Origin of the sequence: Polaromonas sp. CT11-55 (assembly GCF_047303325.1) — a bacterium.
Taxonomy (GTDB): domain Bacteria; phylum Pseudomonadota; class Gammaproteobacteria; order Burkholderiales; family Burkholderiaceae_C; genus Polaromonas.
Window position 1 is genome coordinate 329,763 of record NZ_JBKBEX010000001.1, and the last position, 24,611, is coordinate 354,373.

The following is a 24,611-nucleotide window of genomic DNA, read 5'->3' on the forward strand; positions in this document are numbered from 1 at the left end:
GCGGTTTTTGGAGATTCGGTGCGTTTTATCGGGTCACGCCTTGATCTCTCTACCGCCGAAAGCGCTGGAGAACCAAAAGTAAGCAAAATAAAACTTGCCGAAATTCATAAGCTGGAATGTAGCACAGGTCCGCGAAAGCCCCGAAAATGGCCCGCTCAGGCCGTTCCGCCCACCGTCAGGCCGTCGATGCGCAGGGTCGGCTGGCCGACGCCGACCGGAACGCTCTGGCCTTCTTTGCCGCAGGTGCCGACGCCGCTGTCGAGAGCCATGTCGTTGCCCATCATGGTGACGCGGGTCAGCGCGTCGGGGCCGTTGCCGACAATCGTCGCGCCCTTGACGGGGTACAAAATCTTGCCGTTTTCGACCCAGAAGGCCTCGCTGGCCGAGAACACAAACTTGCCCGAGGTGATGTCGACCTGGCCGCCGCCGAAGTTGGTGGCGTACAGGCCCTTCTTGATGCTCGCCACGATTTCCTCGGGCTGCTTGTCGCCGCCCAGCATATAGGTGTTGGTCATGCGCGGCATGGGCACGTGGGCGTAGCTCTCGCGCCGGCCGTTGCCGGTGGGTTTGACCTTCATCAGGCGGGCATTCAGCGAATCCTGGATATAGCCCTTCAGAATGCCGTCCTCGATCAGCACATTGCGCTGGCTGGCGTTGCCCTCGTCGTCGACATTGAGCGAGCCGCGGCGGTCGGCAATCGTGCCGTCGTCCAGCACCGTGACGCCTTTGGCCGCCACGCGCTGGCCTATGCGCCCGGAAAACGCACTGGAACCCTTGCGGTTGAAGTCGCCCTCCAGGCCGTGGCCTATGGCTTCGTGCAACAGAATGCCGGGCCAGCCCGAACCCAGCACCACCGTCATCTCGCCGGCCGGCGCGGGGCGCGCATCGAGGTTGGTCAGGGCGGCTTTTACCGCGTCATTCACGTACTCGGCGATCTGCGCGTCGTCAAAATAGGCCAGGCCGAAACGGCCGCCGCCGCCGCCCGAGCCGACTTCGCGCCGGCCTTTTTGCTCGGCGATCACCGTCACGCTCAGGCGCACCAGCGGGCGCACGTCGGCGGCCAGCGTGCCGTCGGCGCGCGCCACCATCACCACGTCGTATTCGCTGGCCAGGCCGGCCATGACCTGCACGATGCGCGGGTCCTTGGCCTTGGCGAGTTTTTCCACTTTTTCCAGCAACTGGACCTTGGCCGTGCTGTCCAGCGTGGCGATGGGGTCCAACCCCTGGTAAAGCGAGCGGCTGCCGGCGATGCGACCGGCCGGCGTCTTCACGCGGGCGCTTTTGCCGCCGGCGGCAATGCTGCGCACGGTACGCGCCGCGTCGAGCAGCGAAGCTTCGGAAATGTCGTCGGAATAGGCGAACGCGGTTTTTTCGCCGCTGACGGCGCGCACGCCCACGCCCTGATCGATGCTGAAGGAGCCGGTTTTCACGATGCCCTCTTCCAGGCTCCAGCCTTCGCTGCGGGTGTACTGGAAATACAGGTCGGCGTCGTCCGCGCCATGGGAGGTGATCTCACCAAGGGCGCGACCCAGGTGCGCCTGCGTGAGGCCGAAGGGCGCCAGCAGCAGTTTCTGCGCGATCTCCAGCCGCCCCGTGGTCGACTCCACCGTAGGCCGGGCGGCCGAGGAGACCGTGGACTTGTTGGGGGCGGAGGCGGTGGTGGAGCGAAGTGAGGTCATGCGGCCATTGTAGGCAGTCTGCCTGTGGGCCGGGGGCGGCAGGGTTTTGCCCGCAGGCAGGGGAAAGCGGGACAAAAACCCGCTCAGCCGCCCTCACTGTCCAGGTGCTTGCCCAGGTGCTTGCCCAGGTGCTTGAACAGCGCGGCATCGTCCTCGGCCGCCAGCCCGGCCTGGTGGGCCTCGGCAAAGACCCGGCTGGCGTGCTCACCCAGCGGGCCCTCGAAGCCGGCAGCGCGGGCTGCCGCCACGGCCAGCCGCGTGTCTTTTTCAAGCAGCGTCACATGCGCGCGCGGCGCGTAGTCGCCGGCAATCGCGCGGCGCATGCGGTCCGAGCCTATCCAGCTCTGCCCGCTGGACTGCTCGATCACGTCCAGGGTTTTCGCCAGGTCCAGTCCCAGGCGCCCGGCCAGCGCCAGCGCCTCGGCCGCGCCCACCAGGTTGATCCCCGCCAGCAGGTTGTTGACCAGCTTGGTGCGGGCGCCGTCACCGGGCTTTTCGCTGATGCGGAACACCTTGGCGGACAAATCCCGCAGCAAGCCAGCCTGCTGGTCATACACCGCTTGCGAGCAGGCCAGCATCAGGCTCATGGAACCGTCGCGCGCCCGCGCCGGGCCGCCCGACATGGGCGCGTCCAGCGTATGCACGCCGCGTTCGGCCAGCCGGGCAGCGAAGGATTCGACATCCTGCGGCGCGATGGTCGGGCACAGCATCACGGCATGGCCGGGCAGCAGCATGCGGTCCAGGCCGTTCCCGCCAAACAGCACCTCTTCGGTTTGCGCCGCATCGACCACGCAGACAATAAAAGCCTGGGAGTTCGCCGAGGCATCTGCGGGACCGGCAATGGCCGTCGCGCCCCCTTGCACCATGGCCGCGGTCTTGACCGCATCGATGTCGCAAACCTGGACCTCCCAGCCCCTGGCCAGCAGGTTGGCCGCCAAGCCGCCGCCCATATTGCCCACCCCGATCACGGTCACCCTGCGGGCGTTCACGCAGGCGGCCTCAGGTCTGCACCAGGCGCTTGGCCTTGGCGATGGACATCAGCATGCCTATGGCCAGGCCCAAGGTGACCATGGCGGTGCCGCCGTAGCTGATAAAGGGCAAGGGCACGCCCACCACCGGCAGGATGCCGCTGACCATGCCCATGTTGACGAAGGCGTAGGTGAAAAAAATCATGGTCAGCGCCCCCGCCAGCAGGCGCGCGAACAGGGTCGAGGCCTCCATCGCGATGGCCAGCCCGCGCAGGATCAGGAAGATGAAACCGGCGATCAACAGCAAATTGCCCAGCAGGCCGAACTCCTCGGAATAGGCGGCAAAGATGAAGTCGGTGGTGCGCTCGGGAATGAACTCCAGGTGGGTCTGCGTGCCGGCCATGAAGCCCTTGCCGGTGATGCCGCCCGAGCCGATGGCGATCATGCCCTGGATGATGTGAAAGCCCTTGCCCAGCGGGTCGCGCGATGGGTCCAGCAAAGTGCAGATGCGCTGCTGCTGGTAGTCGTGCAATATGGGCCAGCGCACGCCGTCGGCGCAGATCTGCGGCTCAAACCAGACCACCAGGAACACGCCGACCAGGCCCAGCAGCACCGGCGGCAGGATCAGCTTCCAGCTCAGGCCCGCGAAAAAAATCACCGCCAGGCCGGCCGCCAGCACCAGCAGCGAGGTGCCCAGGTCGGGTTGCTTCATGATCAGGCCCACCGGCATGGCCAGCAGCAGCACGGCGGCCACAAAATCGAGGGGCCGCAGCTGGCCCTCGCGCTTCTGAAACCACCAGGCCAGCATCAGCGGCATGGCGATCTTGAGGATTTCGCTGGGCTGTATCACCACTCCCACATTGAGCCAGCGTTTTGCGCCCTTTTTTGTCACGCCGAACACCGCGACGGCCACCAGCAGGGTCACGCCCACAACGTAGAGCGGCACGGCAAAGGCCATCAGGCGCTGCGGCGGCACCTGCGCCACCACGAACATGATGGCCCCGGCGATCAGCATATTGCGGCCGTGGTCGACAAAACGGGTGCCGTGGTCATAACCCGAGGAATACATGATCAGCAGGCCCGCGCAGGCCAGCAGGAAGACGGCAAATGCCAGCAGGCCGTCAAAGCCCTGCAGCAGGGGCAAAGTTCGCTGGTAAAGAGAGGGTTTGTCGAAAACGGCAGCCATGCCGGGGATTATCCGCCACGGCCCGCGGCCGGAGGCCAAAGACCGTGGTCTCCCGTCTACCATGGCAGCATGCGCACCACCCACCTGCTCTACCTGCACGGCTTTCGCTCTTCGCCGCACTCCATGAAGGCCCAAAAAATGGCGGCCATCGTGCGGCAGCGCCATCCCGCCGTGCACTGGTGGTGCCCGCAGCTGCCGCCTTCGCCCGAGGCTGCGCTGCGCGGGGTCATGGATGAAATCGCCGGCTGGCCACGGCAAGCCGGTTACCAAAGCCTGGCCGTGGTCGGCTCATCGCTGGGTGGTTTTTACGCCACCGCCGTGGCCGAACGCATGGGCTGCAAGGCCGTGCTGCTCAATCCGGCCGTGGAGCCGGCCCGCGACCTGGCCCGCTATATCGGCGAGCAAACCGCCTGGCATGACCCGGACCAGCATTTTTTCTTTGAACCGCGCTTTGTCGATGAGCTGAAAGCCCAGCATGCCGGGCCGCTCAAAACGCCTGAAGATTACCTGGCCATCATCGCCAAGGGCGACGAGGTGCTGGATTGGCGCGAAATGGCGGCCCGCTATGCGGGCAGTCGGCTGCGCATCCTCGAAGGCGGCGACCACGCGCTGAGCGACTTCGACACGCATGTGCCCGAGATCCTGGATTTCCTGGCGCTGGCCTGAAAGTCGCCCCGAACGGTGGCTGATTACACTAGCCCCAAGTCATCAAAGACACCAAAGGGATCCCGTTTTGTTTGTATTGTTTGAAGAAGCCGGCAAGTTTCTGGCCGGCCGCATTTTGTCCGAGAGCGATGCCTCGCTGCAGGTGGAGCTCGACTCGGGCAAGCGCGTGAAGGTCAAGGGCGTCAATGCCCTGCTGAAATTCGAGAAACCCTCGCCTGCCGAGCTGATGGCCGCCGGGCAGAAACTGAGCACCGACATCGAGCTGGACCTGGCCTGGGAGTTCGCCGGTGAAGGCGAGTTCGGCTTTGCCGACCTGGCCCGCGACTACTTCAGCGCCGACGGCAAGCCCGCCACGCTGGAGCAGCAGGCCGCCGCGCTGTTCCGCCTCTACGACGCCCCGCACTACTTCCGCCGCGCCGGCAAGGGCCGCTTCAAGAAGGCGCCCGCCGACATCCTGCAGCAGGCGCTGGCCGCCATCGAAAAGAAAAAACAGGTGGCGGCGCAAATCACCGCCTGGGCCGAGGAACTGGGCCGCGGCGAATGCCCGCCGCCGGTGCGCGAGCAGCTCTACAAAATCCTGTTCAAGCCCGACAAGAACAGCGCCGAGTACAAGGCGGTGGTCGAGGCCTCGCGCGCCACGCACACCGCGCCGCTGGACCTGCTGCAAAAAGCCGGCGCCATCGCCTCGCCCTACCAGTTCCACTGGAAGCGTTTCCTGTTCGAGAACTTTCCCAAGGGCACCGGCTTTCCGGTCCTGCAGGCGCCCGAAGTCAAGGACGAGCTGCCCCTGGCGGACGTGAAGGCCTTTTCCATCGACGACTCGGCCACCACCGAGATCGACGATGCGCTGTCGGTGCAGGGCCTTGGCAGCGGCACCGTCACGCTGGGCATACACATCGCCGCGCCCGGCCTGGCCGTGCTGCCCGGCAGCCCCATCGACGCGGTGGGCCGCACGCGTCTGTCCACCGTCTACATGCCGGGCTACAAGCTGACCATGCTGCCCGACGAGATCGTCCAAAGCTACACGCTGCAGGAGGGCCGCAACTGCCCTGCGCTGTCGCTCTACCTCACGCTTGACGAAGCCACACTGGAGATCAAAGAAAGTGTCACAAGGCTGGAACAGGTGCCCATCGTGAGCAACCTGCGCCACGACATGCTGGACAGCACTTTTACCGAAGCCTTTTTTGAAGCCGCGCAAACCAGCCCGCCCACCGGCATGCAGTGGGGCGTGGAACTCACATTCCTGCACCGGCTGGCCAAGCACCTGAAGGCGCAGCGGGAAATCGTGCGCGGCAAGCCCGAGAACTTCAACCGCCCCGACTACAACTTCCGCCTGGACAACCCCACGGGCGGCGAGCCCAAAGGCGACGAAACTGTCAGCATCAGCACGCGCCAGCGCGGCGCGCCGCTGGACCTGATCGTGGCCGAGGCCATGATCCTGGCCAACAGCACCTGGGGCCAGTGGCTGGCCGAGCACGGCGTGCCCGGCATCTACCGCAGCCAGGCCAGCCTGGCGCCCGGCGTGAAGGTGCGCATGGGCACCAAGGCCTTGCCGCATGCGGGCATAGGCGTCAAAAGTTATGCCTGGAGCACCTCGCCGCTGCGCCGCTACACCGACCTGGTCAACCAGTGGCAGATCATCGCCTGCGCGCGTCACGGCCGCACGGCCGCGCTGGCCGCGCCCTTCAAGCCCAAGGATGCCGAGTTGTTTTCCATCATCTCGGGCTTTGACGCCGCCTACAGCGCCTACAACGGCTTCCAGGCCGGCATAGAACGCTACTGGACACTCAAGTACCTGCAGCAAAACGGCGTCACCGAGCTGACCGCCACCGCCTTCAAGGACAACCTGGTGCGTGCCGACGAGCTGCCGCTGGTGCTTGCGGCCGTGGGCGCGCAGGGCCTGCCGCGCGGCGCGAAAGTACGCGTGCGATTGGGCGAGATCGACGAGATCACGCTGGACGTGTCGGGCACGGTCATCGAGCGGCTGGACGTGGAACTGGACGAATCGCCGGACCCGCTCGGTGAGGACGACGGCGAGACCGAGATGGCCGCCGGCCCGATCTCCATCGCGGTCGATGTCAATGAGCCACAAACCGACGCCGCCGCGGCGGCTCCGGTGGCCGGTTGACACCGGATTTCGCGCATAAACCCCGATAATCTCTTTCTGTGAAATCACCCAGCACACTGCAAATCGCTTTAGGCGCGTCCATCGCCGTGCACGCGGTGCTGCTGACGGTGCGGTTTGTCGACCCCGAGCGCTTTAACCGCGTGTTCCAGGACACCCCGCTGGAGGTGGTCCTGGTCAACGCGAAATCCAATGAGAAGCCCGACTTCGCCAAGGCGATCGCGCAGGCCTCGCTGGCCGGCGGCGGTGAGGCCGACAAAGGCCGGGCCACCTCGCCCTTGCCGCCTTCGGCCCTGATGGAGCTTGGCGACGCCACCGAAGACGCGCAGCGCAAGGTCGAGTCGCTGCAGGAGCAGCAAACCCAGCTGCTGGCGCAAATCAAAAAACAGCTGGCCTCCATGCCTCCACCCGACCTGACCCAGCCCGCCAACAGCCCGGCCCAGGCCGAACGCGAGGAAAAACGCAAGGCGCTGGTCAAGATCCTGGCTGAAATCGAACGCCGCATCAACGAAGAAAACGCGCGTCCCAAAAAGCGCTACATCAGCCCGGCCACGCGCGAAGAGGTCTACGCCGTCTATTACGACGAGCTGCGCCGCAAGATTGAGGACAAGGGCACCGTCAACTTCCCCGAGCAGGCAGGCAAAAAACTGTACGGCGAGCTCACCATGATCGTCACCGTAAACTTCGACGGCACCGTGCTGGACACGGAAGTGGTGCAGACCTCGGGCAACCTGACGCTGGACCGGCGCGCCCAAAGCATTGTGCGCGGCACCGGGCCTTTCGGCCGCTTCAACGACGCCATGCGCCGCAAAGCCGACCAGATCGTCGTGGTGTCGCGCTTCAAGTTCACGCGCGACGACACGCTGGAAACCAAACTTACAAGCCGCTAGGGTCCCATGGATCAGTACTACGTCCTGGGCAACCCGATCGCTCACAGCAAGTCGCCGCTGATCCATGCCCGCTTTGCCGAGCTGACCGGGCAGTCCCTGCGCTACGAGCGCCTGCTGGTGCCGCTGGAATCCTTCGCAGCCACGCTGGCGCAGCTGCAGCGGAACGGCGTCAAAGGCTGCAACGTCACCGTGCCCTTCAAGCTCAACGCCTTCGAGGCCGCCACCACGCGCAGCGACAGGGCGCAGCTCGCGCAGGCGGCCAACACCTTGCAGCTGCAAGGCGGCGCCGTCCATGCCGACAACACCGACGGCGTGGGCCTGGTCAACGATATCCAGAACAACGCCGGCGTTTCGCTGGCCGGGCGCGACGTGCTGCTGATAGGCGCGGGCGGCGCAGGCGCCGGAGCGCTGGCGCCACTGCTGGCGGCCGCGCCACGCCGGCTGGTGCTGGTCAACCGCACACGGGCCAAGGCCGATGCGCTGGTCGAGCGCCACAAGGCGCATGCGTCTTTGCAGCCCCTGCTGCAAGCCACCGAACTGCTGGCTGAAGGCCTGGACGGCCTCCAAGGCGCGTTTGACGTGGTCATCAACGCCAGCGCCAGCAGCCTGGCGGGTGCCGGTGTGCCGGTCTCTGCCGCTGTGCTCAAGCCCGGCGCGCTGGCCTGCGACATGATGTACGGCCCTGCCGCCGCCGACTTCATGGCCTGGGCCCGCGACAACGGCGCCGTGCCGCGCGACGGCCTGGGCATGCTGGTCGAGCAGGCCGCCGAGGCCTTCGAGCTGTGGCGCAAGGTGCGCCCGCCCTCGGCCCAGGTGCTGCGGGAAATGCGGGCACTGCTGGCATGAAGGCACTCCTCAGGCTGGTCGGCCTGGGCCTGCTGGCCGGCCTGGCCTTGCAGCTTTTTTTTGTGGCGCGCATCGCCGTGATGGCCGTGGTGGACCCGGAGTCCACCGCCTTCCAGCGCTCCGAAGCCTACCTGGTCGCGCGCAATACCGGTACCCTGAAATGGCGGCAGCAATGGGTGCCCTATAGCGAACTGCCCGACAACCTCAAGCGTGCGGTCATCGCCTCCGAAGACGCCAGCTTTGCCGAGCACGATGGTGTCGACATGGAGGCGCTCGAAAAAGCCTGGGACAAAAATGCCAAGGCCGAACAGCGCGCCGCGCAGTCGGCCAGCCGGCTGGCGCCCGCCAAAGCAGCGGCCGCGCCAGCCAGACCCGTGAAGATCGTGGGCGGCTCCACCATCACGCAGCAGCTGGCCAAAAACCTGTTTTTGTCGGGCGAGCGCACGCTGCTGCGCAAGGGCCAGGAACTGGTGCTGACCTTGCTGCTGGAGGCCCTGCTGGGTAAGGAGCGCATCCTGGAGATCTATCTCAACAGCGTGGAATGGGGTGAAGGCGTTTTCGGCGCCGAAGCGGCCGCCCAGCACTACTACCGCAAGCCCGCGGCAAAGCTGAGCGCCTACGAATCCGCGCGCCTGGCCGTGATGCTGCCGCGGCCCAAGTACTTTGAGACTCGGCCCAACTCGGGCTACCTGGCCTCACGCGCCGGCACCATCGCGGCCCGCATGGGCGGCGTGGAGCTGCCCTGAGCCCCCACTCAGCCTGAAGCGCCGTATCAGCGCTTGACCACCAAAGAAGCCGAGCCGGCCTCCGTATTGCGGCCCAGGTCGGTCTGCAGGCTGCCAACGGCCGCAGTGCTGGTGTAGGTGCCGGCCGCCGCGGCGCGCACCTTGACCGAGACAGCGCATCCGCCGTTGCGGATGTTCATGCCGGCCTCTATGGACACCGTGCTGCCGCCCGGAGCGGCATTGACCGTGCCCAGGCAGTCGCCGCCCAGGCCTGACGGCGTGGCCACCACCAGGCCCGCGGGCAAGGCCTGCGTGAAGGGTGCGCTGAGCACGGCGCGGCGCGGGCCGGGGCTGTTGAAATGCAGCTCCAGTGTGCTGGTGGCACCGGGTGCAATGACCGGCGGCGTGAAGATCTGGTTGACCACGGGCGGGTTGGCCGCGTTGCCGGTCACCATCAGGTCGCGCACCTCGTGCACGTTCTTGGCCGCGCCTGTGCTGCCGGCCACACCCACGCTCAGCGCGGCGGGCGCCGCATAAGGGAAGTCCGTGTTGGACAGCAGTCGCCGGAAGGAGCCGGCGGACCCGTCGCGCACGTCGACATTGATGGTGTAACCCACGCCCGCCGCCTTGGGCGAAAGCGTCATCACCACCTGGCGCGGCACCGGGCGCGCCGCGGCCGTTGGCTGGTCCACATTGCCGGGCATGGCCGCATGGGCGATGAAGGGATTCCCGGCCGCGACGGGGCCGCGCAGCACCAGCGCCTGCGGCGCGCCGCCGGGCCCACCGCCGCCGGAGCAGTTGTCGGCCGGACTGGAGAAATTGCCGTACTCGTCCAGCGCCAAAGCAAGGTAGCCGCCCGCGCCCTTGCAATAGCCCAGGCCGCCGCCGGGCAAGGCGCCCGCCATATTCTGCGCGGCGTCGTACAGGTACACCGTGATGCCGTCCGCACCCGGCGCGCCGCCGCCCCATGAGGCATAGCTGAAAGCCAACGTCACGCCGTTCTGCGCGCTGAAGCTGGCGCCAGTGTGCCGCGCATTGCCTTGCGCACCGGTGGCGTTCCCGGTAAGCCGGAGCCAGCCGGCACCTTCGGCGTCGGCGGCGGGCGCCGTCAGCGCGGCCGTGCCGGCCAGGCTCCAGCCCACGTCGGGCGTGGACGCGGAGAAACGCCCATGGACCTGGAACTGGCCCCAGGCGGCGCATGAAAGCGCCAGGCATGCACCGCCGGCAAGCCAGCGTGGCATGCGGGCAGCGCGTGGAGGGGAGGCGAAGAACCGGGGTGCAGGAAGTTTCGGCATCGGCTACAGACAGAAAGGTTGGGGATGGGGCCGCAGGCTGCTGCCCGCCGGAATAGTCTAAACGGTCATGGCGGGAACGTATCATCGGCACCATGCTTGCCAAAATAATGAGCCTTTTCCTGCTGGGCCTGATCCGCACGCTGACCGGCGCGCAGGCGCGCTGGCAGGGTTGCCCGCCCAAGGCCGAGCAACGCATCTACTTCGCCAATCACCAAAGCCACGCCGACCTGGTGCTGATGTGGGCCGCCCTCCCCGAAGAGTTGCGCAGCATCACGCGGCCGATCGCGGCCAAGGACTACTGGACCAAAACCCCGTTCAAGAAGTGGATCACCACGGCGGTGTTCAACGCGATTTATGTGGACCGCGCCAAGACCGGCGACCAGGACCCGCTGGAGCCGCTGGTCGAGGCGCTGGCCCACGGCGACTCCATCATCCTGTTCCCGGAAGGCACGCGCGGCAACCACGAGGAGCCGCAAAAATTCAAGGCCGGCCTCTACAACCTGGCGCTCAAGTTCCCCGGCGTGGTGCTGGTGCCGGCCTGGATCAACAACGTGCAGCGCGTCATGCCCAAGGGCGAGGTCGTGCCTGTGCCCATCCTGTGCTCGGTCACCTTCGGCGCGCCGATTGCCCTGGGCGCCGGTGAAGACCGCGGCGAATTCCTGGCCCGCGCGCGCCAGGCCGTGATGGACCTCAGGGAAACCTGACGCAAGGCCTGGAATCCTGATGAACACTTTTTTGCGCAACCTCTCGCCCTCGCAGCAGGTCGGCCTGCTGTTCGTGCTGGTCTTCGGCATCCTGACTGCCATCAGCGTGGCCGCCTTCGTGATGTCGCTCAAGGACACGCACGAAGACGACCTGCACACCCAGAAACTCAAGGAATTCAACGGCGTCTTGCGCACTTCCTGGCTGATGTCCACGGTGTTCTGGGTAGGCTGGACGCTGGGCGAAACCGTGGCCACCGTGCTGTTCGGGCTGGTCGCTTTTTTCGCGCTGCGCGAGTTCATCACGCTCTCGCCCACGCGCCAGGGCGACCACCGCAGCCTGGTGCTGGCCTTCTTCGTGGTGTTGCCGATGCAGTTTGCACTCGTGATCACGCGGCGCTTCGACCTGGTCACCGTGTTCATACCCGTCTACGTCTTCCTGGCGATTCCGGTGGTCAGCGCGCTGGCCGACGACCCGCAGCGCTTCCTGGAACGCAACGCCAAGCTGCAATGGGGCATCATGGTCTGCGTCTACGGCATCAGCCACGTGCCGGCCCTGATGCTGCTGAAGTTTCCCAACTATGAAGGCAAGAACGCCTTCCTGGTGTTCTTCCTGGTGTTCGTGGTGCAAAGCTGCATGATCGTGGAGTACCTGGTCGGTCGCAGGCTGCAGCGCCCGCCCAGCGCGCCCAATGTGAGCAAGAGCTTCAACTGGACCAGTTGGCTGATCGCCGTTGTGGCGGCCAGCCTGCTGGGCGGCCTGCTCGCGGGCCTCACGCCCTTCAAGCCCGCGCAGGCCGTGGCCATGGCGTTTATCGCCTGCGTATCGGGTTCGCTGGGTCACCTGGTGATGAAGGCCCTCAAGCGCGATCGCGGCATTCCCAACTGGGGCAAACGAGGTGTGGGCGTGACCGGCGCCAGCGGCCTGCTGGACCGGGTCGATGCGCTCTGCTTCGGCGCGCCCATCTTCTTCCATTCGGTTCGCTGGTATTTCGGCCTCTAGGCGGCCCGGCCATGCGCATCCTAGGCATAGACCCCGGCCTGCAGACTTCCGGCTTCGGCGTGGTTGACGTGGACGGCCCCCACCTTCGTTATGTGGCCAGCGGCACCATCAAGACCACGCACCTGGAGCGCGCCGACCTGCCCGGGCGGCTCAAGGTGCTGTTCGAGGGTGTGTGCGAGGTGGTGGAGCGCTACCAGCCCGACGCGGCCTCGGTCGAAATCATTTTTGTCAACGTCAACCCGCAGGCTACCCTGCTGCTGGGCCAGGCGCGCGGCGCCTGCATCACCGCGCTGGTCTCGCGCGAGTTGTCGGTGGCCGAATACACCGCCTTGCAGCTCAAGAAGGCCGTGGCCGGCTACGGCAAGGCCGGCAAGGCCGAGGTGCAGGAAATGGTCATGCGCCTGCTCAAGCTGCCTTCGCTGCCCGGCAAGGATGCGGCCGATGCGCTGGGGCTGGCGATCACCCACGCCCATGCCGGTACTGCCATGCAAAGGCTGGCTGTGGCGGCAGGCAAAGGCGCGAAGCCTGCAGGAAATTACAGGGACGGACGAAGCCGTTAGGTCGCGACGTCCGTCCTAAGGGCCGCGGTACTCAGCCACCACCTCATCCAATGAGGGATTCGACTTGGCTTTTCCGCGGACCAGCACAATCGGCAGTTCGCCACTCATGATGGATGAAATGCGCTGGGCGTCGGCGGGATCGCCGCTGGCCACGGTGAAGCTGATGCTGTGGATGCGAGCAACCGGAATGCCCTTGTCCGACAGTTGCTCGGCCAGGCTATTCGCGCGCTGGGCCGCCTCCTCCGGGCAATCCTCAGCGGCAATCACCTGAACCGCATTGGAGGCGGCAGCACTTGTTCCGGGCAACAAAACAAAGCCATTTGAACTTGAGCTCGAACCTGCCTTGGCACCGGCGGAAGCCAGCATCGGCTGGCCTTCACGGTGTTTGGCCCAGTATTGGTATCCAAAACCGGCAAGGCCCAGCACGATAAGGACTTTGATAAAGCTCATGGGTCAATCTCCGGTGGTCGGGTCTGAGGTGGTCCACCACGCCCAAACTATAGCGGGAAGGCTTCCCGATATCCCCAACGGATCAAGTTACGCGATGCGCTCAAGCACCAGCACCGCGAAAAAACCGAAAGCGGCAATCAGCGTCCACTTGAGGATGATGAGCCCGAAGCGCTTGTAGCGCGCCTGCCCGGTACCCGCGTAAAACATGAAGGCCACCACGGCCGCCAGCAAGAACAGCAGGATGAGCCAGCGGAACAGCAGCATGGGCAGCCCCGGACTGTGCTGTGCCTACCAGGCCCGCGCCAATGTGGCGAAACCCCGGGGTGCTTTTTTTTCGTCTTCAAAGGTGACGACTTCGTAAGCGTCCTTGTGCGCCAGCAGCTCACGCAGCAGCTTGTTGTTCATCGCATGGCCGGAGCGAAACGCGCTGTAGGCAGCCAGCAGCGGCTTGCCCAGCAGGTACAGGTCGCCCATGGCGTCGAGGATCTTGTGCTTCACGAACTCGTCGTTGTAGCGCAGGCCGTCGCTGTTGAGCACCTTGTAGTCGTCCATCACAATGGCGTTGTCCAGCCCGCCGCCCAGGGCCAGGCCGTTGGCGCGCATCATCTCCACGTCCTTGGTGAAGCCGAAGGTGCGGGCTCGCGCGATGTCGCGCGTGTAGGCGCCCGAGCCCATGTCGAACTCCACGCGCTGGCCGGTGGAGTCCACCGCCGGGTGGTCGAAATCAATTTCAAAACTGAGCTTGTAGCCTTCATAAGGCGACAGGCGCGCCCACTTGGTGCTGGCGCCCTCGCCTTCACGCACTTCCACCGGCTTGATCACACGAATAAAGCGCTTGGGCGCGGCCTGCAACTCGATGCCGGCCGACTGCAGCAAAAACACAAACGAAGAGGCCGAGCCGTCCAGGATGGGCACTTCCTCAGCCGTGATGTCGACGTAGAGGTTGTCAATGCCCAGGCCCGCGCAGGCCGACATCAAATGCTCCACCGTGTGCACCTTGGCGCTGCCGCTGGAAATGGTCGACGCCAGCCGCGTGTCCGTCACCGCCTGCGCCGAGATCGCGATGTCCACCGGCTGCGGCAGATCGACCCGGCGAAACACAATGCCCGTATCCGGTGCAGCGGGGCGCAAGGTCAGTTCCACCCGCTGCCCGCTGTGCAGGCCCACGCCCACGGCTTTGGTCAGTGATTTAAGGGTTCTTTGGGCAAGCATGGGCTCTATTTTAAATTGCGCAAGGCCATTTCGGGCGTAGGGGATAGCAATACCGGGCATAGGCACAGTGCATTGCGTCCACCACGGCGCTTGAGGACAGCGGGAGCAGAGGGAGCGAAGCGTCCCTCCCAACGGCGATTAATGGGATGGAAAGCGTAGCGAGCAGCCCGAGGTTGAGGCGAGGAGCGGAACCGTACTCAGGTACGGTGAGCACCACAGCCTCAAGATCGGGTTGCGCAGTAGCTTTACACCCATTAATCGGCTTGTTTGCGGAGGAAGGCCGGGATCTCGAAGTCGTCCATCCCGCCAGAAGCCAACGCATCCACCTTCGCCGCCGCCTGCGTCCGATTGGTACGCCATACGCTGGGCACCGCCATATTCCCGTAATCCGGCTGGGCAGCACCCGTCGTCATCTGCGTCGTGCCGCCGGTGCCGGCCGTGGTGTTCAGCGTAGGCACATTGAAAGGCACGTTGTCGGTGCCGGTGCGCAGCACCTGCAGCGGCGGCGCGTGGCGGCGCACGCCCTGGCGCGACAAACCTGTCGCGACCACGGTCACACGGATCTCGTCGCCTAGCTCGTCGTCATAAGCCGTGCCGTAGATCACGTGCGCGTCGGGCGAGGCGTAAGCGCGGATGGTGTTCATCGCGAGCTTGGATTCACTCAGTTTGAGCGAGCCCTTAGCCGCCGAGATCAGCACCAGCACGCCTTTGGCGCCCGACAGGTCGATGCCTTCAAGCAGCGGGCAGGCCACGGCCTGCTCGGCGGCGATGCGCGCACGGTCCGGGCCGTTGGCCTTGGCCGTACCCATCATGGCCTTGCCGGGCTCGCCCATCACGGTGCGCACGTCCTCGAAGTCGACGTTCACATGGCCGGGCACATTGATGATTTCGGCAATGCCGCCCACGGCGTTTTTCAGCACGTCGTTGGCATGCGCGAAAGCCTCGTCCTGCGTCACGTCGTCGCCCAGCACTTCGAGCAGCTTCTCGTTGAGCACCACGATCAGCGAGTCGACGTTCGCTTCGAGCTCGGCCAGGCCCAGGTCGGCATTCGTCATGCGGCGGCCGCCTTCGAACTCGAAGGGCTTGGTCACCACGCCGACCGTCAGGATGCCCATCTCCTTGGCGATGCGCGCGATCACCGGCGCGGCGCCGGTGCCCGTGCCGCCACCCATGCCGGCGGTGATGAACAGCATGTGCGCGCCGTCGATTGCGCTGCGGATGTCGTCCGCCGCCACTTCGGCCGCGTCGCGGCCCTTGTCGGGCTTGCTGCCCGCGCCCAGGCCGCTGCTGCCCAGCTGGATGGTCTTGTGCGCGCTGCCGCGGCTGAGCGCCTGCGCGTCCGTGTTGGCGCAGATGAATTCGACGCCTTGCACGCCGCATTCGATCATGTGCCCGACGGCATTGCCGCCGCCGCCGCCGACACCGATCACCTTGATCTGTGTGCCTTGGTTGAATTCTTCGATTTCAATCATTTCGATGCTCATTGGGAGCCTCCTAATCAATAAACTGCAGTTGCCAATAATTGGAAATTTGTATTTATGGTTGACACGGCTGTCTCACGCAGGGGGATCCGCCCCGCCAGAATGCATGCAACGCGAGGGCCTGCCGATAAAAGTGGAATAGGTTTTCATGGTCAGAAGTTCCCCACAAACCAGTCTTTGACGCGGCCGAAGGCGTTGTGCACGCTGCCCGCCTTCTGCGACACCTTGTAGCCCCGCATGCGGGCCAGCCGGGCCTCTTCGAGCAGGCCCATGACGGTGGAGGCCCGCGCCTGCGCCACCATGTCCGACAGCGCGCTGGAGTAGCGCGGTATGCCGCGACGCACCGGCTTGAGGAAAATGTCCTCGCCGAGCTCCACCATGCCGGGCATGACGGCGCTGCCGCCGGTGATGACGATGCCGGAAGACAGCACCTCTTCGTAGCCCGACTCGCGTATCACCTGCTGTACCAGCGAGAAGATTTCCTCGATGCGCGGCTCGATCACGCCAGCCAGCGCCTGCTTGCTCAGCATGCGCGGGCCGCGGTCGCCCAGGCCCGGGACTTCCACCTGGGTGTCAGGGTCGGCCAGCAGCTGCTTGGCGTAGCCGCTTTCCACCTTGATGTCCTCGGCGTCCTTGGTGGGGGTGCGCAGCGCCATCGCGATGTCGCTGGTGATCAGGTCGCCGGCAATCGGGATCACCGCGGTGTGCCGGATGGCGCCGCCGGTGAAAATCGCGACGTCGGTGGTGCCCGCGCCTATGTCGACCAGCGCGACGCCGAGTTCCTGCTCGTCCTGCGTGAGTACCGCCAGGCTGGAGGCCAGCGGGTTGAGCATCAGCTGGTCCACCTCCAGGCCGCAGCGCCGCACGCACTTGATGATGTTCTCGGCCGCGCTCTGCGCACCGGTCACGATGTGCACCTTGGCCTCCAGGCGTATGCCGCTCATGCCTATGGGCTCGCGCACGTCCTGACCGTCGATGACGAACTCCTGCGGCTCGACCAGCAGCAGGCGCTGGTCGGTCGAGATATTGATGGCCTTGGCCGTCTCTATCACGCGCGCCACGTCGGCCTGGGTGACTTCCTTGTCCTTGACCGCCACCATGCCGCTGGAGTTGATGCCGCGTATGTGGCTGCCGGTGATGCCGGTATAAACACGGGCGATCTTGCAGTCGGCCATCAGCTCGGCCTCCTTCAAGGCTTGCTGGATGCTCTGCACCGTGGCGTCGATGTTGACCACCACGCCGCGCTTCAAGCCATTGCTGGACGCGATGCCCAGGCCCGCGAGCTTGAGCTCGCCGCCCGGCATGACCTCGGCCACCACGGCCATGACCTTGCTGGTGCCGATGTCCAGCCCAACCACCAGATCCTTGTATTCCTTGGCCATATGTTTACCTTTTTTTCTTTCCGTCTTCTTTGTCGGCGGGGGTGCCCGTGGTCACCCCCCTGAGCCTGATCGCATAACCGTTGGCGTAACGCAGGTCGGCGGACTCCAGGTCCCTCCCGTAGCGCGACGACACCTGCGTCGCCGTGGCGATAAAGCGGCGCGTGCGCGCCTCGATTTCCGGCAGCGAACCGTGGCCGAGTTCGATCACGGCGCCGCTGTCGAGCTGCGCGCGCCAGCCGCCCTGGCCGCTGAGCTGCAACTGCTGCAGCGTGGCGTCCGTCTCGTCGAACAGGGGTCCCAGCGTCTGATAGGCCTGCAGCACCAAGGGTGCCTGCCCCGGCGGGCCGTTGAGCAGCGGCAGATCTTCCGTCTCCACATCGCCCTGGTTGGCTTCGAATACCTCGCCGAAATTGTTGACCAGCCGCGCGTCGCCTTCGGCGCCCCAGAAGGCCACCGGCTTGTGTTCCTGCAGCACCACCTTGAGGCGGTTCGGGAATTCGCGCTGCACCAAGGCCCGCCGTACCCAGGGTACGGACTCGAACACCGCGCGCGTGGCGGCCAGATCCACCGTGAAAAAATTGCCGGCCAGGCGAGGCGCCACGTTCGCGCGCAATGTGACCGCGTTGTTGTGTATCAAATCGCCCTGCACGCGGATCGCGCTCAGGCTGAACAGCGACTGGCGCAACACCCAGGCGACGCCCAGGGCCACGACCATGGCGGCAAACGCCAGCCCCAGGACCACCGAGAAGGTGTTCATGAGCTTGACGTCCAGCGGCATGGCGATGGGCATAGGCGTTCTGCGCTTCAAATGGCGCCTCCCCCCTGTTTCTGGTGGTCCAGCGTGGCGGTCTTGAGCACCTCGACGCAAAGGTCTTCGTACGAGATGCCGGCCGCGCGCGCGGACATGGGCACCAGCGAGTGGCCGGTCATGCCGGGCGAGGTGTTGATCTCCAGCAGGTAGGGCTTGCGCGTGGCCTTGTCTATCATCACGTCGGCGCGGGCCCAGCCGCGACAGTTGAGGATGCGGAAAGCGTCCAGCACCAGCTGCTGGATGACGGACTCTTCGCCCTCGGGCAGCCCGCAGGGCACCAGGTATTGCGTGGTGTCTGTGAAATACTTGTTCTGGTAGTCGTAGTTGCCGTCCGGCGCGACAATGCGTATCACCGGCAGCGCATGCGCGCCGGCGCCCGTGCCCAGCACCGGGCAGGTCACTTCGTCGCCGCTGATGAACTGTTCGCACAGCACGTCTGCATCGAGCTTTTCGGCCTGTGCCACGGCTTCGGCCATGCCGTCCCGGCTGGTGACCTTGGTCAGGCCTATGGAAGAACCCTCGCGCGCGGGTTTCACGATGAGCGGCAGCCCGAGCGCATCGGGCACGGCGGCGATGTCGGCCGCGCCGTAGGCGCCGCGGCGCAGCAAACGGTACTGGGGGGTCGGCAGACCTTCGGAAATCATCACGCGCTTGGTCATGACCTTGTCGATGGCCATGCTGGAGGCCATGACGCCCGAGCCGGTGTAGGGAATGCCCAGCAGCTCCAGCGCGCCCTGTACCGTGCCGTCTTCGCCGAAGCGGCCGTGCAGGGCAATGAAGCAGCGCTCAAAGCCTTCTTTTTTGAGCTCGGAGAGGTCGCGTTCCGCCGGGTCGAAGGCATGGGCGTCCACGCCGCGCGAACGCAGCGCCTTGAGCACGCCGCCGCCCGACATCAGCGAGACTTCGCGTTCGGCCGACTGGCCGCCCATGAGAACGGCGACCTTGCCGAAATTGGGAGAGTTCTGTTTCATGCCCGCGGTCCTTCCAGCATCTCGGCCACCCTGGCGGGCACCTGGCCTATGGAGCCGGCGCCCATGCACATCACCACGTCGCCACCCAGGGCGTTGTCCACAATCGCCTGCGGCATGGCGTCGATTTCGTCCACAAAAACAGGCTCGACCTTGCCGGACACGCGCAGCGCGCGCGCCAGCGAGCGGCCGTCGGCCGCGACGATGGGCGCCTCGCCCGCGGCATAGACTTCGGACAACAGCACGGCGTCGGCCTGGCCTATGACCTTGACGAAATCCTCAAAGCAGTCGCGCGTGCGCGTGTAGCGGTGCGGCTGGAAGGCCAGCACCAGGCGGCGGCCCGGAAAGGCGCCGCGCGCGGCGGCCAGCGTCGCGGCCATCTCGACCGGGTGATGGCCGTAGTCTTCGATCACGGTGAAATGACCACCGCCCTTGGCCGGCATGTCGCCGTAGCTCTGGAAGCGCCGGCCCACGCCGCGGAATTCGGCCAGTGCTTTTTGCACCGCCGCGTCGGGCACGTTAAGTTCGACCGCGACGGCGATCGCCGACAGCGCATTGAGCACATTGTGTTCGCCCGCGAGGTTGAGCACCACTTCCAGGTCGGGCAGGGTGACGCCATTGCGCCGCTGCGCCGTGAAATGCATCTGCGCGCCCACCGGCCGAACGTTGACGGCGCGCACCTGCGCGTCCTCGCCGAAACCGTAGCTGGTGATGGGGCAGGAAACCTGGGGAACGATGTCGCGCACAGCCGGGTCGTCGGTGCACAGGATGGCCGTGCCGTAAAAAGGCATGCGGTGCAGGAAGTCGACAAAGGCCTTTTTGAGGTTACCGAAGTCGTGGCCGTAGGTCTCCATGTGGTCGGCGTCGATGTTGGTGACGACGGCCATCACGGGCAGCAGGTTCAGGAAGGAAGCGTCGGATTCATCGGCCTCGACCACGATGTAATCGCCCGAGCCGAGCTTGGCGTTGGCGCCCGCACTGTTCAGGCGCCCGCCAATCACAAAGGTCGGGTCCAGGCCGCCTTCGGCCAGCACGCTGGCCACCAGGCTGGTGGTGGTGGTTTTGCCGTGCGTCCCGGCGATGGCGATGCCCTGCTTGAGGCGCATCAGCTCGGCCAGCATCAGCGCGCGCGGCACCACGGGAATGCGCTTTTCACGTGCCGCCAGCACCTCGGGGTTGTCGGACTGCACCGCGGTGGAAGTCACCACCGCATCGACCATGGCAAGGTTGCCCGCCGCATGGCCGACAAAAGTCTTGATGCCGAGTTTTGCCAGGCGCTGCAAGGTGGCGCTGTCCGACAGGTCGGAGCCGGAGATGGCGTAACCGAGGTTGTGCAGCACCTCGGCGATGCCGGACATGCCGGCGCCGCCCAGGCCGATGAAGTGGATGTTCTTGATTGCGTGTTTCATTTCGCCAGTTCCTCGCAGGCGGCCACCACGCGAGCAGTGGCATCAGTTTTTTGCATGGTTTTCGCCTGTAGGGCGCGCTCCAGGAGGGTGTAGCGTCCCGTGGTTTTGAGGATGTTGGCCAGCTTCTCCGGCGTGAGGTCACGCTGCTGGATCAGCCAGCCGCCGCCCTGGTCCACCAGGAACTTCGCGTTGGCGGTCTGGTGGTCGTCCACTGCGGCCGGGAAGGGCACAAACAGCGCGGCAGCGCCCACGGCGGCGATCTCGGTCACCGTGCTGGCGCCGGCGCGGCAGATGATGAGGTCGGCATCGGCAAAGGCCTGTGCCGTGTCTTCGATAAAGGGCGTGAGTTCGGCCTGCACGCCGACGGCCGCGTAATTGGCGCGCAACTCGTCGATCTGCTGGGCGCCGCTTTGGTGCGTGACCTGCGGACGCTCGCCGGCGGGTATCAAGGCCAACGCCTTGGGCACGAGTTCATTGAGGCCGCGCGCGCCCAGGCTGCCGCCCACCACCAGCAGCTTGAGCGGACCGCCACGGTCGGCAAAACGCTCGACCGGGCCGGGCTGGCGCGTAAAGGCCGGCCGCAGCGGGTTGCCTATCCATTCGGCCTTGCGGAACACATTGGGGAAAGCCGTGAAGACGCGGTCGGCCACGCCGGCCAGCACCTTGTTGACCATGCCGGCGACCGAGTTCTGCTCATGCAACACCAGCGGCTTGCCCAGCAGCACGCTCATCATGCCGGCGGGGAAGCTGATGTAGCCGCCCAGGCCGACCACCACGTCGGGCTTGACGCGTCGCACCACCTGTATGCTTTGCCAGAAGGCCTTGAGCAGGCGCAGCGGCAGCAACACCAGCGTTGCCGGCCCTTTGCCGCGCACGCCGGAAAAATCGATGTGCTCGAACGCGAAGCCGCGCGGCGGCACCAGCTGGCTTTCCATGCTGGGCCGACTGGCGGTTCCCAGCCCGCCCAGCCAGTGCACGCGCCAGCCGCGCTCGCGCAGGGCTTCGGCCACAGCCAGGCCCGGGAAGATGTGGCCGCCCGTCCCGCCGGCCATGACCAAGGCGCAGTGCTGCTTGTTCATGCGCGCCCTCCTCGCATCAACGGCGCTGACGCGCCGCAGCGCTTCGCGCTGAACCAATTTTGACGAAACAGGCTATTCATGCGCGGCCTCCGCGCATCAATAGCCTGTTTTCAAAATCAATCCTCAGCACCACCGCCAACGCCACCAGGTTCATCAAAATGGCCGAGCCGCCGTAACTCATCAAGGGCAGCGTCAAGCCCTTGGTCGGCAAGGCGCCCAGGTTCACGCCGATGTTGATGAAGGTCTGGAAACCCATCCAGATGCCCACGCCCTGTGCGACCAGGCCGGCGAACAGGCGGTCCAGCGCGATCGACTGGCGGCCTATGTGCATGATGCGGCGCGTCATCCACATGAAAAGGCCTATCACCGTCAGCACGCCCAGCAGGCCGAATTCCTCGCCGATCACGGCCATCAGGAAGTCGGTGTGCGCCTCGGGCAGCCAGTGCAGCTTTTCAATGCTGCCGCCCAGGCCCACGCCGAAGATCTCGCCGCGGCCGAAGGCGATCAGCGAGTGGGAGAGCTGGTAGCCCTTGCCCATGGAATATTTGTCACTCCAGGGATCGAGGTAGGCAAAAATCCGCTCGCGCCGCCATTCGCTGAGCATCACCATCAGGCTGAAGGCCACCACCACCACGGCCGCGATGACAAAAAACATGCGCGCATTGACGCCGCCGAGGAACAGGATGCCCATGGCGATGACGGAGATCACCATGAAGGCGCCCATGTCGGGCTCGGCCAGCAGCAGCAGGCCGACGATGGCGATGGCAATCGCCATGGGCATGACGGCGCGGAAGAAGCGCTCCTTGACTTCCATCTTGCGTACCATGTAGTCGGCCGCATAAAGCAGCACCGCGAACTTCGCGAGTTCCGAGGGCTGGAAGTTCATGATGCCCAGCGATATCCAGCGGCGGGCGCCGTTGACACCCTTGCCGATGAAAGGCACCAGCACCAGGATCAGCAGCAGCAGGGAGACCACGAACAGCCAGGGCGCGAGCTTCTCCCAGGTCGCGAGCGGCACCTGGAAAGCCAGCACGGCGGCGATGAAGGCAACGACCAGCGACAGCATGTGGCGCACCACAAAATGGGTGTGGGCATAACGCGCGAACTTGGGGTTGTCAGGCATGGCCACAGAGGCCGAATACACCATGACCAGGCCCCACATCAGCAGCGCCACCGTGACCCAGAGCAGCGCCTGGTCAAAGCCGGCCATGCGCACGGGCGGCGCCGCCAGCGTGCGCGACAGGCTCTGCCCGCCCAGCCGCACCGGCAGCACGTCGGCCGCGGCCTTGCCGAAGCCGGAGAACCAGCCCGAAAACCGGCCGGAAAGGCGCGCGGCAGCCGTCACAGCACCTCCCCCTGGTCGCGCGCCAGTGCCTGCACCGCATCGCAAAAGACGCGCGCGCGGTGCTCGTAGTTGTCAAACATGTCGAAGCTGGCGCAGGCCGGCGACATCAGCACGGCGTCGCCGGTCTGGGCCTGCTGCGCCGCCAGGGTGACGGCCTCTTCCATCGACGCCGCGTCGAACGTCGGGATATTGCGCGGCAGGACTTCCTTGATCAGGGGCGCGTCGCGCCCTATCAGCACCACGGCACGCACATGGCGCTGCACCGGGTCGGCCAGCGGCGAGAAATCCTGCCCCTTGCCTTCGCCGCCCAGGATGAGCACCAGCTTGCGTTCCAGGCCCAGCCCCGTGAGCGCCGCCACGGTGGCGCCCACATTGGTGCCCTTGCTGTCGTCGAAATACTCGACGTCCTTGACCACGGCTACCGATTCCACGCGATGCGGCTCGCCGCGGTATTCGCGCAGACCGTGCAGCATGGGTGCCAGGGTGCAGCCTGCGGCCACCGCCAGGCCCAGCGCCGCCAGCGCGTTGGTGGCGTTGTGCCGCCCGCGTATACGCAGGGCCTCGATGGGCATCAGGCGCTGCACGTGCAGCTCCACCTCTTCGTCCTTGCGGCGCTTGATGGTTTCGTCGGCCTCGGCCGCGCGCACCAGCCAGGTCATGCCGTTGACGGTTTCAATGCCGTAGTCGCCGGGGCGCTGCGGCTCGCCGGCGCCGAAAGTGGCATGGGGGCGCAGCTGCGGCGCTTTCAGACGCACCTTGACGGGCGGCGGCAGCATGGCCATCACGCGCGCGTCGTCGCGGTTGAGCAGCATGAAGGTGCTGTTGCCGAACACCTTGGCCTTGGCCGCGATGTAGGCGTCCATGTCGCCATGCCAGTCGAGGTGGTCCTGCGTGATGTTGAGCACCACGGCGGCCGTGGGCTCGAAGCCCTGCACGTCGGCCAGTTGGAAGCTGGAGAGCTCCAGCACCCAGACCTGCGGCAGGGTTTGCGCATCCATGTGAGCCGACAGCGTGTCCAGCAGCGTCGGGCCTATATTGCCCGCCACGGCCACGGTCTTGCCGGCGCGCTGCACCAACTGGCCCAGCAGCGAGGTCACTGTGGTCTTGCCGTTGGTACCGGTGATGGCCAGCACCGCCGGCCGGTAACCCGGCTCGGGTTCGGCCTGAGCCAATGCCAGCAAGGCGGGCAGCGCCGATTCTTCGCCGGCTTCATCGGGGGCCGGCACGGCGTCCGCGCCAAGCGCCACGCTGGCTTCATGCGTGTCGCCCGAAACCTCGGCTACCGGGGCGACCTCGCCCTCATGCGCATCCGCTACCTCGACAGCCTCAACAAGCGGTGCGCTTTCATCAAACGCTTCGGCCGCTTCGGGCATGGCGGGCACATCGGCGGCATCAGGCGGGGGCGCCTCGGCTGGCACCTCAGGGGCTGCAGGCGATTCGGCGGATGCCTCCGCCGCTTCGGCAACTTCGGCGGCCGGCGGCTCACGCAGATCCGCCAAAGCCCGCGCGAACAAATCCAGCTCGCCGCCCACTGGCAGGCCCATGGCGCGCGCGGCATCGGCCACCGGGGCGATGGTCGCGGGCGTCAGGCCGGGGGAGCGGTAAACGGCGCGCACGGCCGTGCCCTGCACAAGCTCCGGCGTGAAAGCGCCGCCGATAAACGCGACGCCGGGCAGTTCCTCACGCAGCGTGGCCAGCAGAGGTGGCGCTTCGCGCGTGTCGGCGACCGTCACATGCGCCCCATGGCGTGCGCACCAGCGTGCCATGGCCAGGCCGGACGCACCCAGCCCCAGGATCAATACGGTTTGGTCTTGTAAATGCCGCATGCCT

Annotated in this window: 23 protein-coding genes; 8 read left to right on the plus strand and 15 right to left on the minus strand. The window is 65.9% G+C overall.

Annotated features, from left to right (window positions below):
* Positions 1-155 precede the first annotated feature (155 nt).
* The 3 genes from tldD to rodA all read right to left on the minus strand — a co-directional run bounded on the left by tldD (position 156) and on the right by rodA (position 3,833).
* Positions 156-1,679 (minus strand): metalloprotease TldD, encoded by a 1,524-nt coding sequence (gene tldD / locus ACEN8I_RS01620; RefSeq protein WP_413325581.1) that lies wholly within the window; start codon positions 1,677-1,679, stop codon positions 156-158.
* 83 nt (positions 1,680-1,762) lie between these two features.
* A complete protein-coding gene (locus tag ACEN8I_RS01625) occupies positions 1,763-2,668 on the minus strand; it encodes an NAD(P)-dependent oxidoreductase (RefSeq protein WP_413325583.1) in 906 nt (301 codons plus the stop codon).
* A 10-nt stretch (positions 2,669-2,678) separates the two neighbouring features.
* Entirely contained in the window at positions 2,679-3,833 is a 1,155-nt protein-coding gene (gene rodA / locus ACEN8I_RS01630; protein ID WP_413325586.1) for a rod shape-determining protein RodA, read from the minus strand.
* 69 nt (positions 3,834-3,902) lie between these two features.
* On the opposite strand from rodA, the gene ACEN8I_RS01635 reads away from it, so the two are divergent.
* From ACEN8I_RS01635 to ACEN8I_RS01655, 5 genes are all read left to right on the plus strand, one after another.
* Complete coding sequence (locus ACEN8I_RS01635) at positions 3,903-4,499, plus strand: YqiA/YcfP family alpha/beta fold hydrolase (protein ID WP_413325588.1); 597 nt, start codon at positions 3,903-3,905, stop codon at positions 4,497-4,499.
* A gap of 67 nt (positions 4,500-4,566) precedes the next feature.
* A complete protein-coding gene (locus ACEN8I_RS01640) occupies positions 4,567-6,627 on the plus strand; it encodes a ribonuclease catalytic domain-containing protein (protein WP_413325592.1) in 2,061 nt (686 codons plus the stop codon).
* A gap of 38 nt (positions 6,628-6,665) precedes the next feature.
* Positions 6,666-7,514: a TonB family protein gene (locus ACEN8I_RS01645; protein WP_413325594.1), complete on the plus strand. Its 849-nt coding sequence runs from the start codon at positions 6,666-6,668 to the stop codon at positions 7,512-7,514.
* Between the two features lie 6 nt (positions 7,515-7,520).
* On the plus strand, positions 7,521-8,360 hold the full coding sequence (gene aroE / locus ACEN8I_RS01650; RefSeq protein WP_413325596.1) for a shikimate dehydrogenase: 840 nt from the start codon (positions 7,521-7,523) through the stop codon (positions 8,358-8,360).
* Positions 8,357-9,106, plus strand: coding sequence for a transglycosylase domain-containing protein (locus ACEN8I_RS01655; protein WP_413325598.1), 750 nt, complete (start codon positions 8,357-8,359; stop codon positions 9,104-9,106). Before aroE ends, ACEN8I_RS01655 begins: the two co-directional genes overlap by 4 nt.
* Positions 9,107-9,132: 26 nt before the next feature.
* On the opposite strand, the gene ACEN8I_RS01660 is transcribed toward ACEN8I_RS01655, so the two are convergent.
* Positions 9,133-10,326 (minus strand): lectin-like domain-containing protein, encoded by a 1,194-nt coding sequence (locus ACEN8I_RS01660; protein ID WP_413325601.1) that lies wholly within the window; start codon positions 10,324-10,326, stop codon positions 9,133-9,135.
* Positions 10,327-10,472: 146 nt separating this feature from the next.
* Between ACEN8I_RS01660 and ACEN8I_RS01665 the strand changes: the two genes are divergently transcribed.
* The 3 genes from ACEN8I_RS01665 to ruvC are packed head-to-tail and all read left to right on the plus strand — an operon-like array spanning position 10,473 to position 12,644.
* Positions 10,473-11,084: a lysophospholipid acyltransferase family protein gene (locus ACEN8I_RS01665; RefSeq protein WP_413325603.1), complete on the plus strand. Its 612-nt coding sequence runs from the start codon at positions 10,473-10,475 to the stop codon at positions 11,082-11,084.
* Positions 11,085-11,103: 19 nt separating this feature from the next.
* Complete coding sequence (locus ACEN8I_RS01670; protein WP_413325605.1) at positions 11,104-12,084, plus strand: phosphatidate cytidylyltransferase; 981 nt, start codon at positions 11,104-11,106, stop codon at positions 12,082-12,084.
* A gap of 11 nt (positions 12,085-12,095) precedes the next feature.
* Complete coding sequence (gene ruvC, locus ACEN8I_RS01675; protein ID WP_413325607.1) at positions 12,096-12,644, plus strand: crossover junction endodeoxyribonuclease RuvC; 549 nt, start codon at positions 12,096-12,098, stop codon at positions 12,642-12,644.
* 15 nt (positions 12,645-12,659) lie between these two features.
* Here ruvC and ACEN8I_RS01680 read toward each other — a convergent pair whose 3' ends face one another.
* The 11 genes from ACEN8I_RS01680 to murD form a co-directional block, all read right to left on the minus strand.
* Positions 12,660-13,094: a hypothetical protein gene (locus tag ACEN8I_RS01680; protein WP_413325609.1), complete on the minus strand. Its 435-nt coding sequence runs from the start codon at positions 13,092-13,094 to the stop codon at positions 12,660-12,662.
* Positions 13,095-13,181: 87 nt separating this feature from the next.
* Complete coding sequence (locus tag ACEN8I_RS01685; RefSeq protein ID WP_007864810.1) at positions 13,182-13,358, minus strand: hypothetical protein; 177 nt, start codon at positions 13,356-13,358, stop codon at positions 13,182-13,184.
* Positions 13,359-13,382: 24 nt separating this feature from the next.
* Positions 13,383-14,306: a UDP-3-O-acyl-N-acetylglucosamine deacetylase gene (gene lpxC / locus ACEN8I_RS01690; RefSeq protein ID WP_413325611.1), complete on the minus strand. Its 924-nt coding sequence runs from the start codon at positions 14,304-14,306 to the stop codon at positions 13,383-13,385.
* A gap of 254 nt (positions 14,307-14,560) precedes the next feature.
* A complete protein-coding gene (ftsZ, locus tag ACEN8I_RS01695) occupies positions 14,561-15,790 on the minus strand; it encodes a cell division protein FtsZ (protein WP_413325613.1) in 1,230 nt (409 codons plus the stop codon).
* Positions 15,791-15,939: 149 nt separating this feature from the next.
* Entirely contained in the window at positions 15,940-17,169 is a 1,230-nt protein-coding gene (gene ftsA, locus ACEN8I_RS01700; RefSeq protein WP_007864797.1) for a cell division protein FtsA, read from the minus strand.
* Positions 17,170-17,173: 4 nt separating this feature from the next.
* Positions 17,174-17,959: a cell division protein FtsQ/DivIB gene (locus ACEN8I_RS01705; protein WP_413325615.1), complete on the minus strand. Its 786-nt coding sequence runs from the start codon at positions 17,957-17,959 to the stop codon at positions 17,174-17,176.
* Between the two features lie 14 nt (positions 17,960-17,973).
* A complete protein-coding gene (locus ACEN8I_RS01710; RefSeq protein ID WP_413325617.1) occupies positions 17,974-18,951 on the minus strand; it encodes a D-alanine--D-alanine ligase in 978 nt (325 codons plus the stop codon).
* Positions 18,948-20,357: a UDP-N-acetylmuramate--L-alanine ligase gene (gene murC / locus ACEN8I_RS01715; RefSeq protein ID WP_413325620.1), complete on the minus strand. Its 1,410-nt coding sequence runs from the start codon at positions 20,355-20,357 to the stop codon at positions 18,948-18,950. The genes ACEN8I_RS01710 and murC overlap by 4 nt, the downstream gene beginning before the upstream one ends.
* Positions 20,354-21,436: an undecaprenyldiphospho-muramoylpentapeptide beta-N-acetylglucosaminyltransferase gene (gene murG, locus ACEN8I_RS01720; protein ID WP_413325622.1), complete on the minus strand. Its 1,083-nt coding sequence runs from the start codon at positions 21,434-21,436 to the stop codon at positions 20,354-20,356. Before murG ends, murC begins: the two co-directional genes overlap by 4 nt.
* A gap of 76 nt (positions 21,437-21,512) precedes the next feature.
* A complete protein-coding gene (gene ftsW, locus ACEN8I_RS01725; protein ID WP_413325624.1) occupies positions 21,513-22,781 on the minus strand; it encodes a putative lipid II flippase FtsW in 1,269 nt (422 codons plus the stop codon).
* The gene (murD, locus tag ACEN8I_RS01730; protein WP_413325627.1) at positions 22,778-24,607 is read right to left on the minus strand and encodes a UDP-N-acetylmuramoyl-L-alanine--D-glutamate ligase; all 1,830 of its coding nucleotides are present in this window, start codon (positions 24,605-24,607) and stop codon (positions 22,778-22,780) included. Before murD ends, ftsW begins: the two co-directional genes overlap by 4 nt.
* Between the last annotated feature and the right edge of the window lie 4 nt (positions 24,608-24,611).

What these genes read in the sequence shown, in the direction of transcription:
- tldD (WP_413325581.1), bottom strand. Translation starts at nt 1,679, where the DNA reads ATGACCTCACTTCGCTCCACCACCGCCTCCGCCCCCAACAAGTCCACG.
- rodA (WP_413325586.1), bottom strand. Translation starts at nt 3,833, where the DNA reads ATGGCTGCCGTTTTCGACAAACCCTCTCTTTACCAGCGAACTTTGCCC.
- ACEN8I_RS01635 (WP_413325588.1), top strand. Translation starts at nt 3,903, where the DNA reads ATGCGCACCACCCACCTGCTCTACCTGCACGGCTTTCGCTCTTCGCCG.
- aroE (WP_413325596.1), top strand. Translation starts at nt 7,521, where the DNA reads ATGGATCAGTACTACGTCCTGGGCAACCCGATCGCTCACAGCAAGTCG.
- ACEN8I_RS01655 (WP_413325598.1), top strand. Translation starts at nt 8,357, where the DNA reads ATGAAGGCACTCCTCAGGCTGGTCGGCCTGGGCCTGCTGGCCGGCCTG.
- ACEN8I_RS01660 (WP_413325601.1), bottom strand. Translation starts at nt 10,326, where the DNA reads ATGCCACGCTGGCTTGCCGGCGGTGCATGCCTGGCGCTTTCATGCGCC.
- ACEN8I_RS01665 (WP_413325603.1), top strand. Translation starts at nt 10,473, where the DNA reads ATGCTTGCCAAAATAATGAGCCTTTTCCTGCTGGGCCTGATCCGCACG.
- ACEN8I_RS01670 (WP_413325605.1), top strand. Translation starts at nt 11,104, where the DNA reads ATGAACACTTTTTTGCGCAACCTCTCGCCCTCGCAGCAGGTCGGCCTG.
- ruvC (WP_413325607.1), top strand. Translation starts at nt 12,096, where the DNA reads ATGCGCATCCTAGGCATAGACCCCGGCCTGCAGACTTCCGGCTTCGGC.
- ACEN8I_RS01680 (WP_413325609.1), bottom strand. Translation starts at nt 13,094, where the DNA reads ATGAGCTTTATCAAAGTCCTTATCGTGCTGGGCCTTGCCGGTTTTGGA.
- ACEN8I_RS01685 (WP_007864810.1), bottom strand. Translation starts at nt 13,358, where the DNA reads ATGCTGCTGTTCCGCTGGCTCATCCTGCTGTTCTTGCTGGCGGCCGTG.
- lpxC (WP_413325611.1), bottom strand. Translation starts at nt 14,306, where the DNA reads ATGCTTGCCCAAAGAACCCTTAAATCACTGACCAAAGCCGTGGGCGTG.
- ftsZ (WP_413325613.1), bottom strand. Translation starts at nt 15,790, where the DNA reads ATGAGCATCGAAATGATTGAAATCGAAGAATTCAACCAAGGCACACAG.
- ftsA (WP_007864797.1), bottom strand. Translation starts at nt 17,169, where the DNA reads ATGGCCAAGGAATACAAGGATCTGGTGGTTGGGCTGGACATCGGCACC.
- ACEN8I_RS01705 (WP_413325615.1), bottom strand. Translation starts at nt 17,959, where the DNA reads ATGCCCATCGCCATGCCGCTGGACGTCAAGCTCATGAACACCTTCTCG.
- ACEN8I_RS01710 (WP_413325617.1), bottom strand. Translation starts at nt 18,951, where the DNA reads ATGAAACAGAACTCTCCCAATTTCGGCAAGGTCGCCGTTCTCATGGGC.
- murC (WP_413325620.1), bottom strand. Translation starts at nt 20,357, where the DNA reads ATGAAACACGCAATCAAGAACATCCACTTCATCGGCCTGGGCGGCGCC.
- murG (WP_413325622.1), bottom strand. Translation starts at nt 21,436, where the DNA reads ATGAACAAGCAGCACTGCGCCTTGGTCATGGCCGGCGGGACGGGCGGC.
- murD (WP_413325627.1), bottom strand. Translation starts at nt 24,607, where the DNA reads ATGCGGCATTTACAAGACCAAACCGTATTGATCCTGGGGCTGGGTGCG.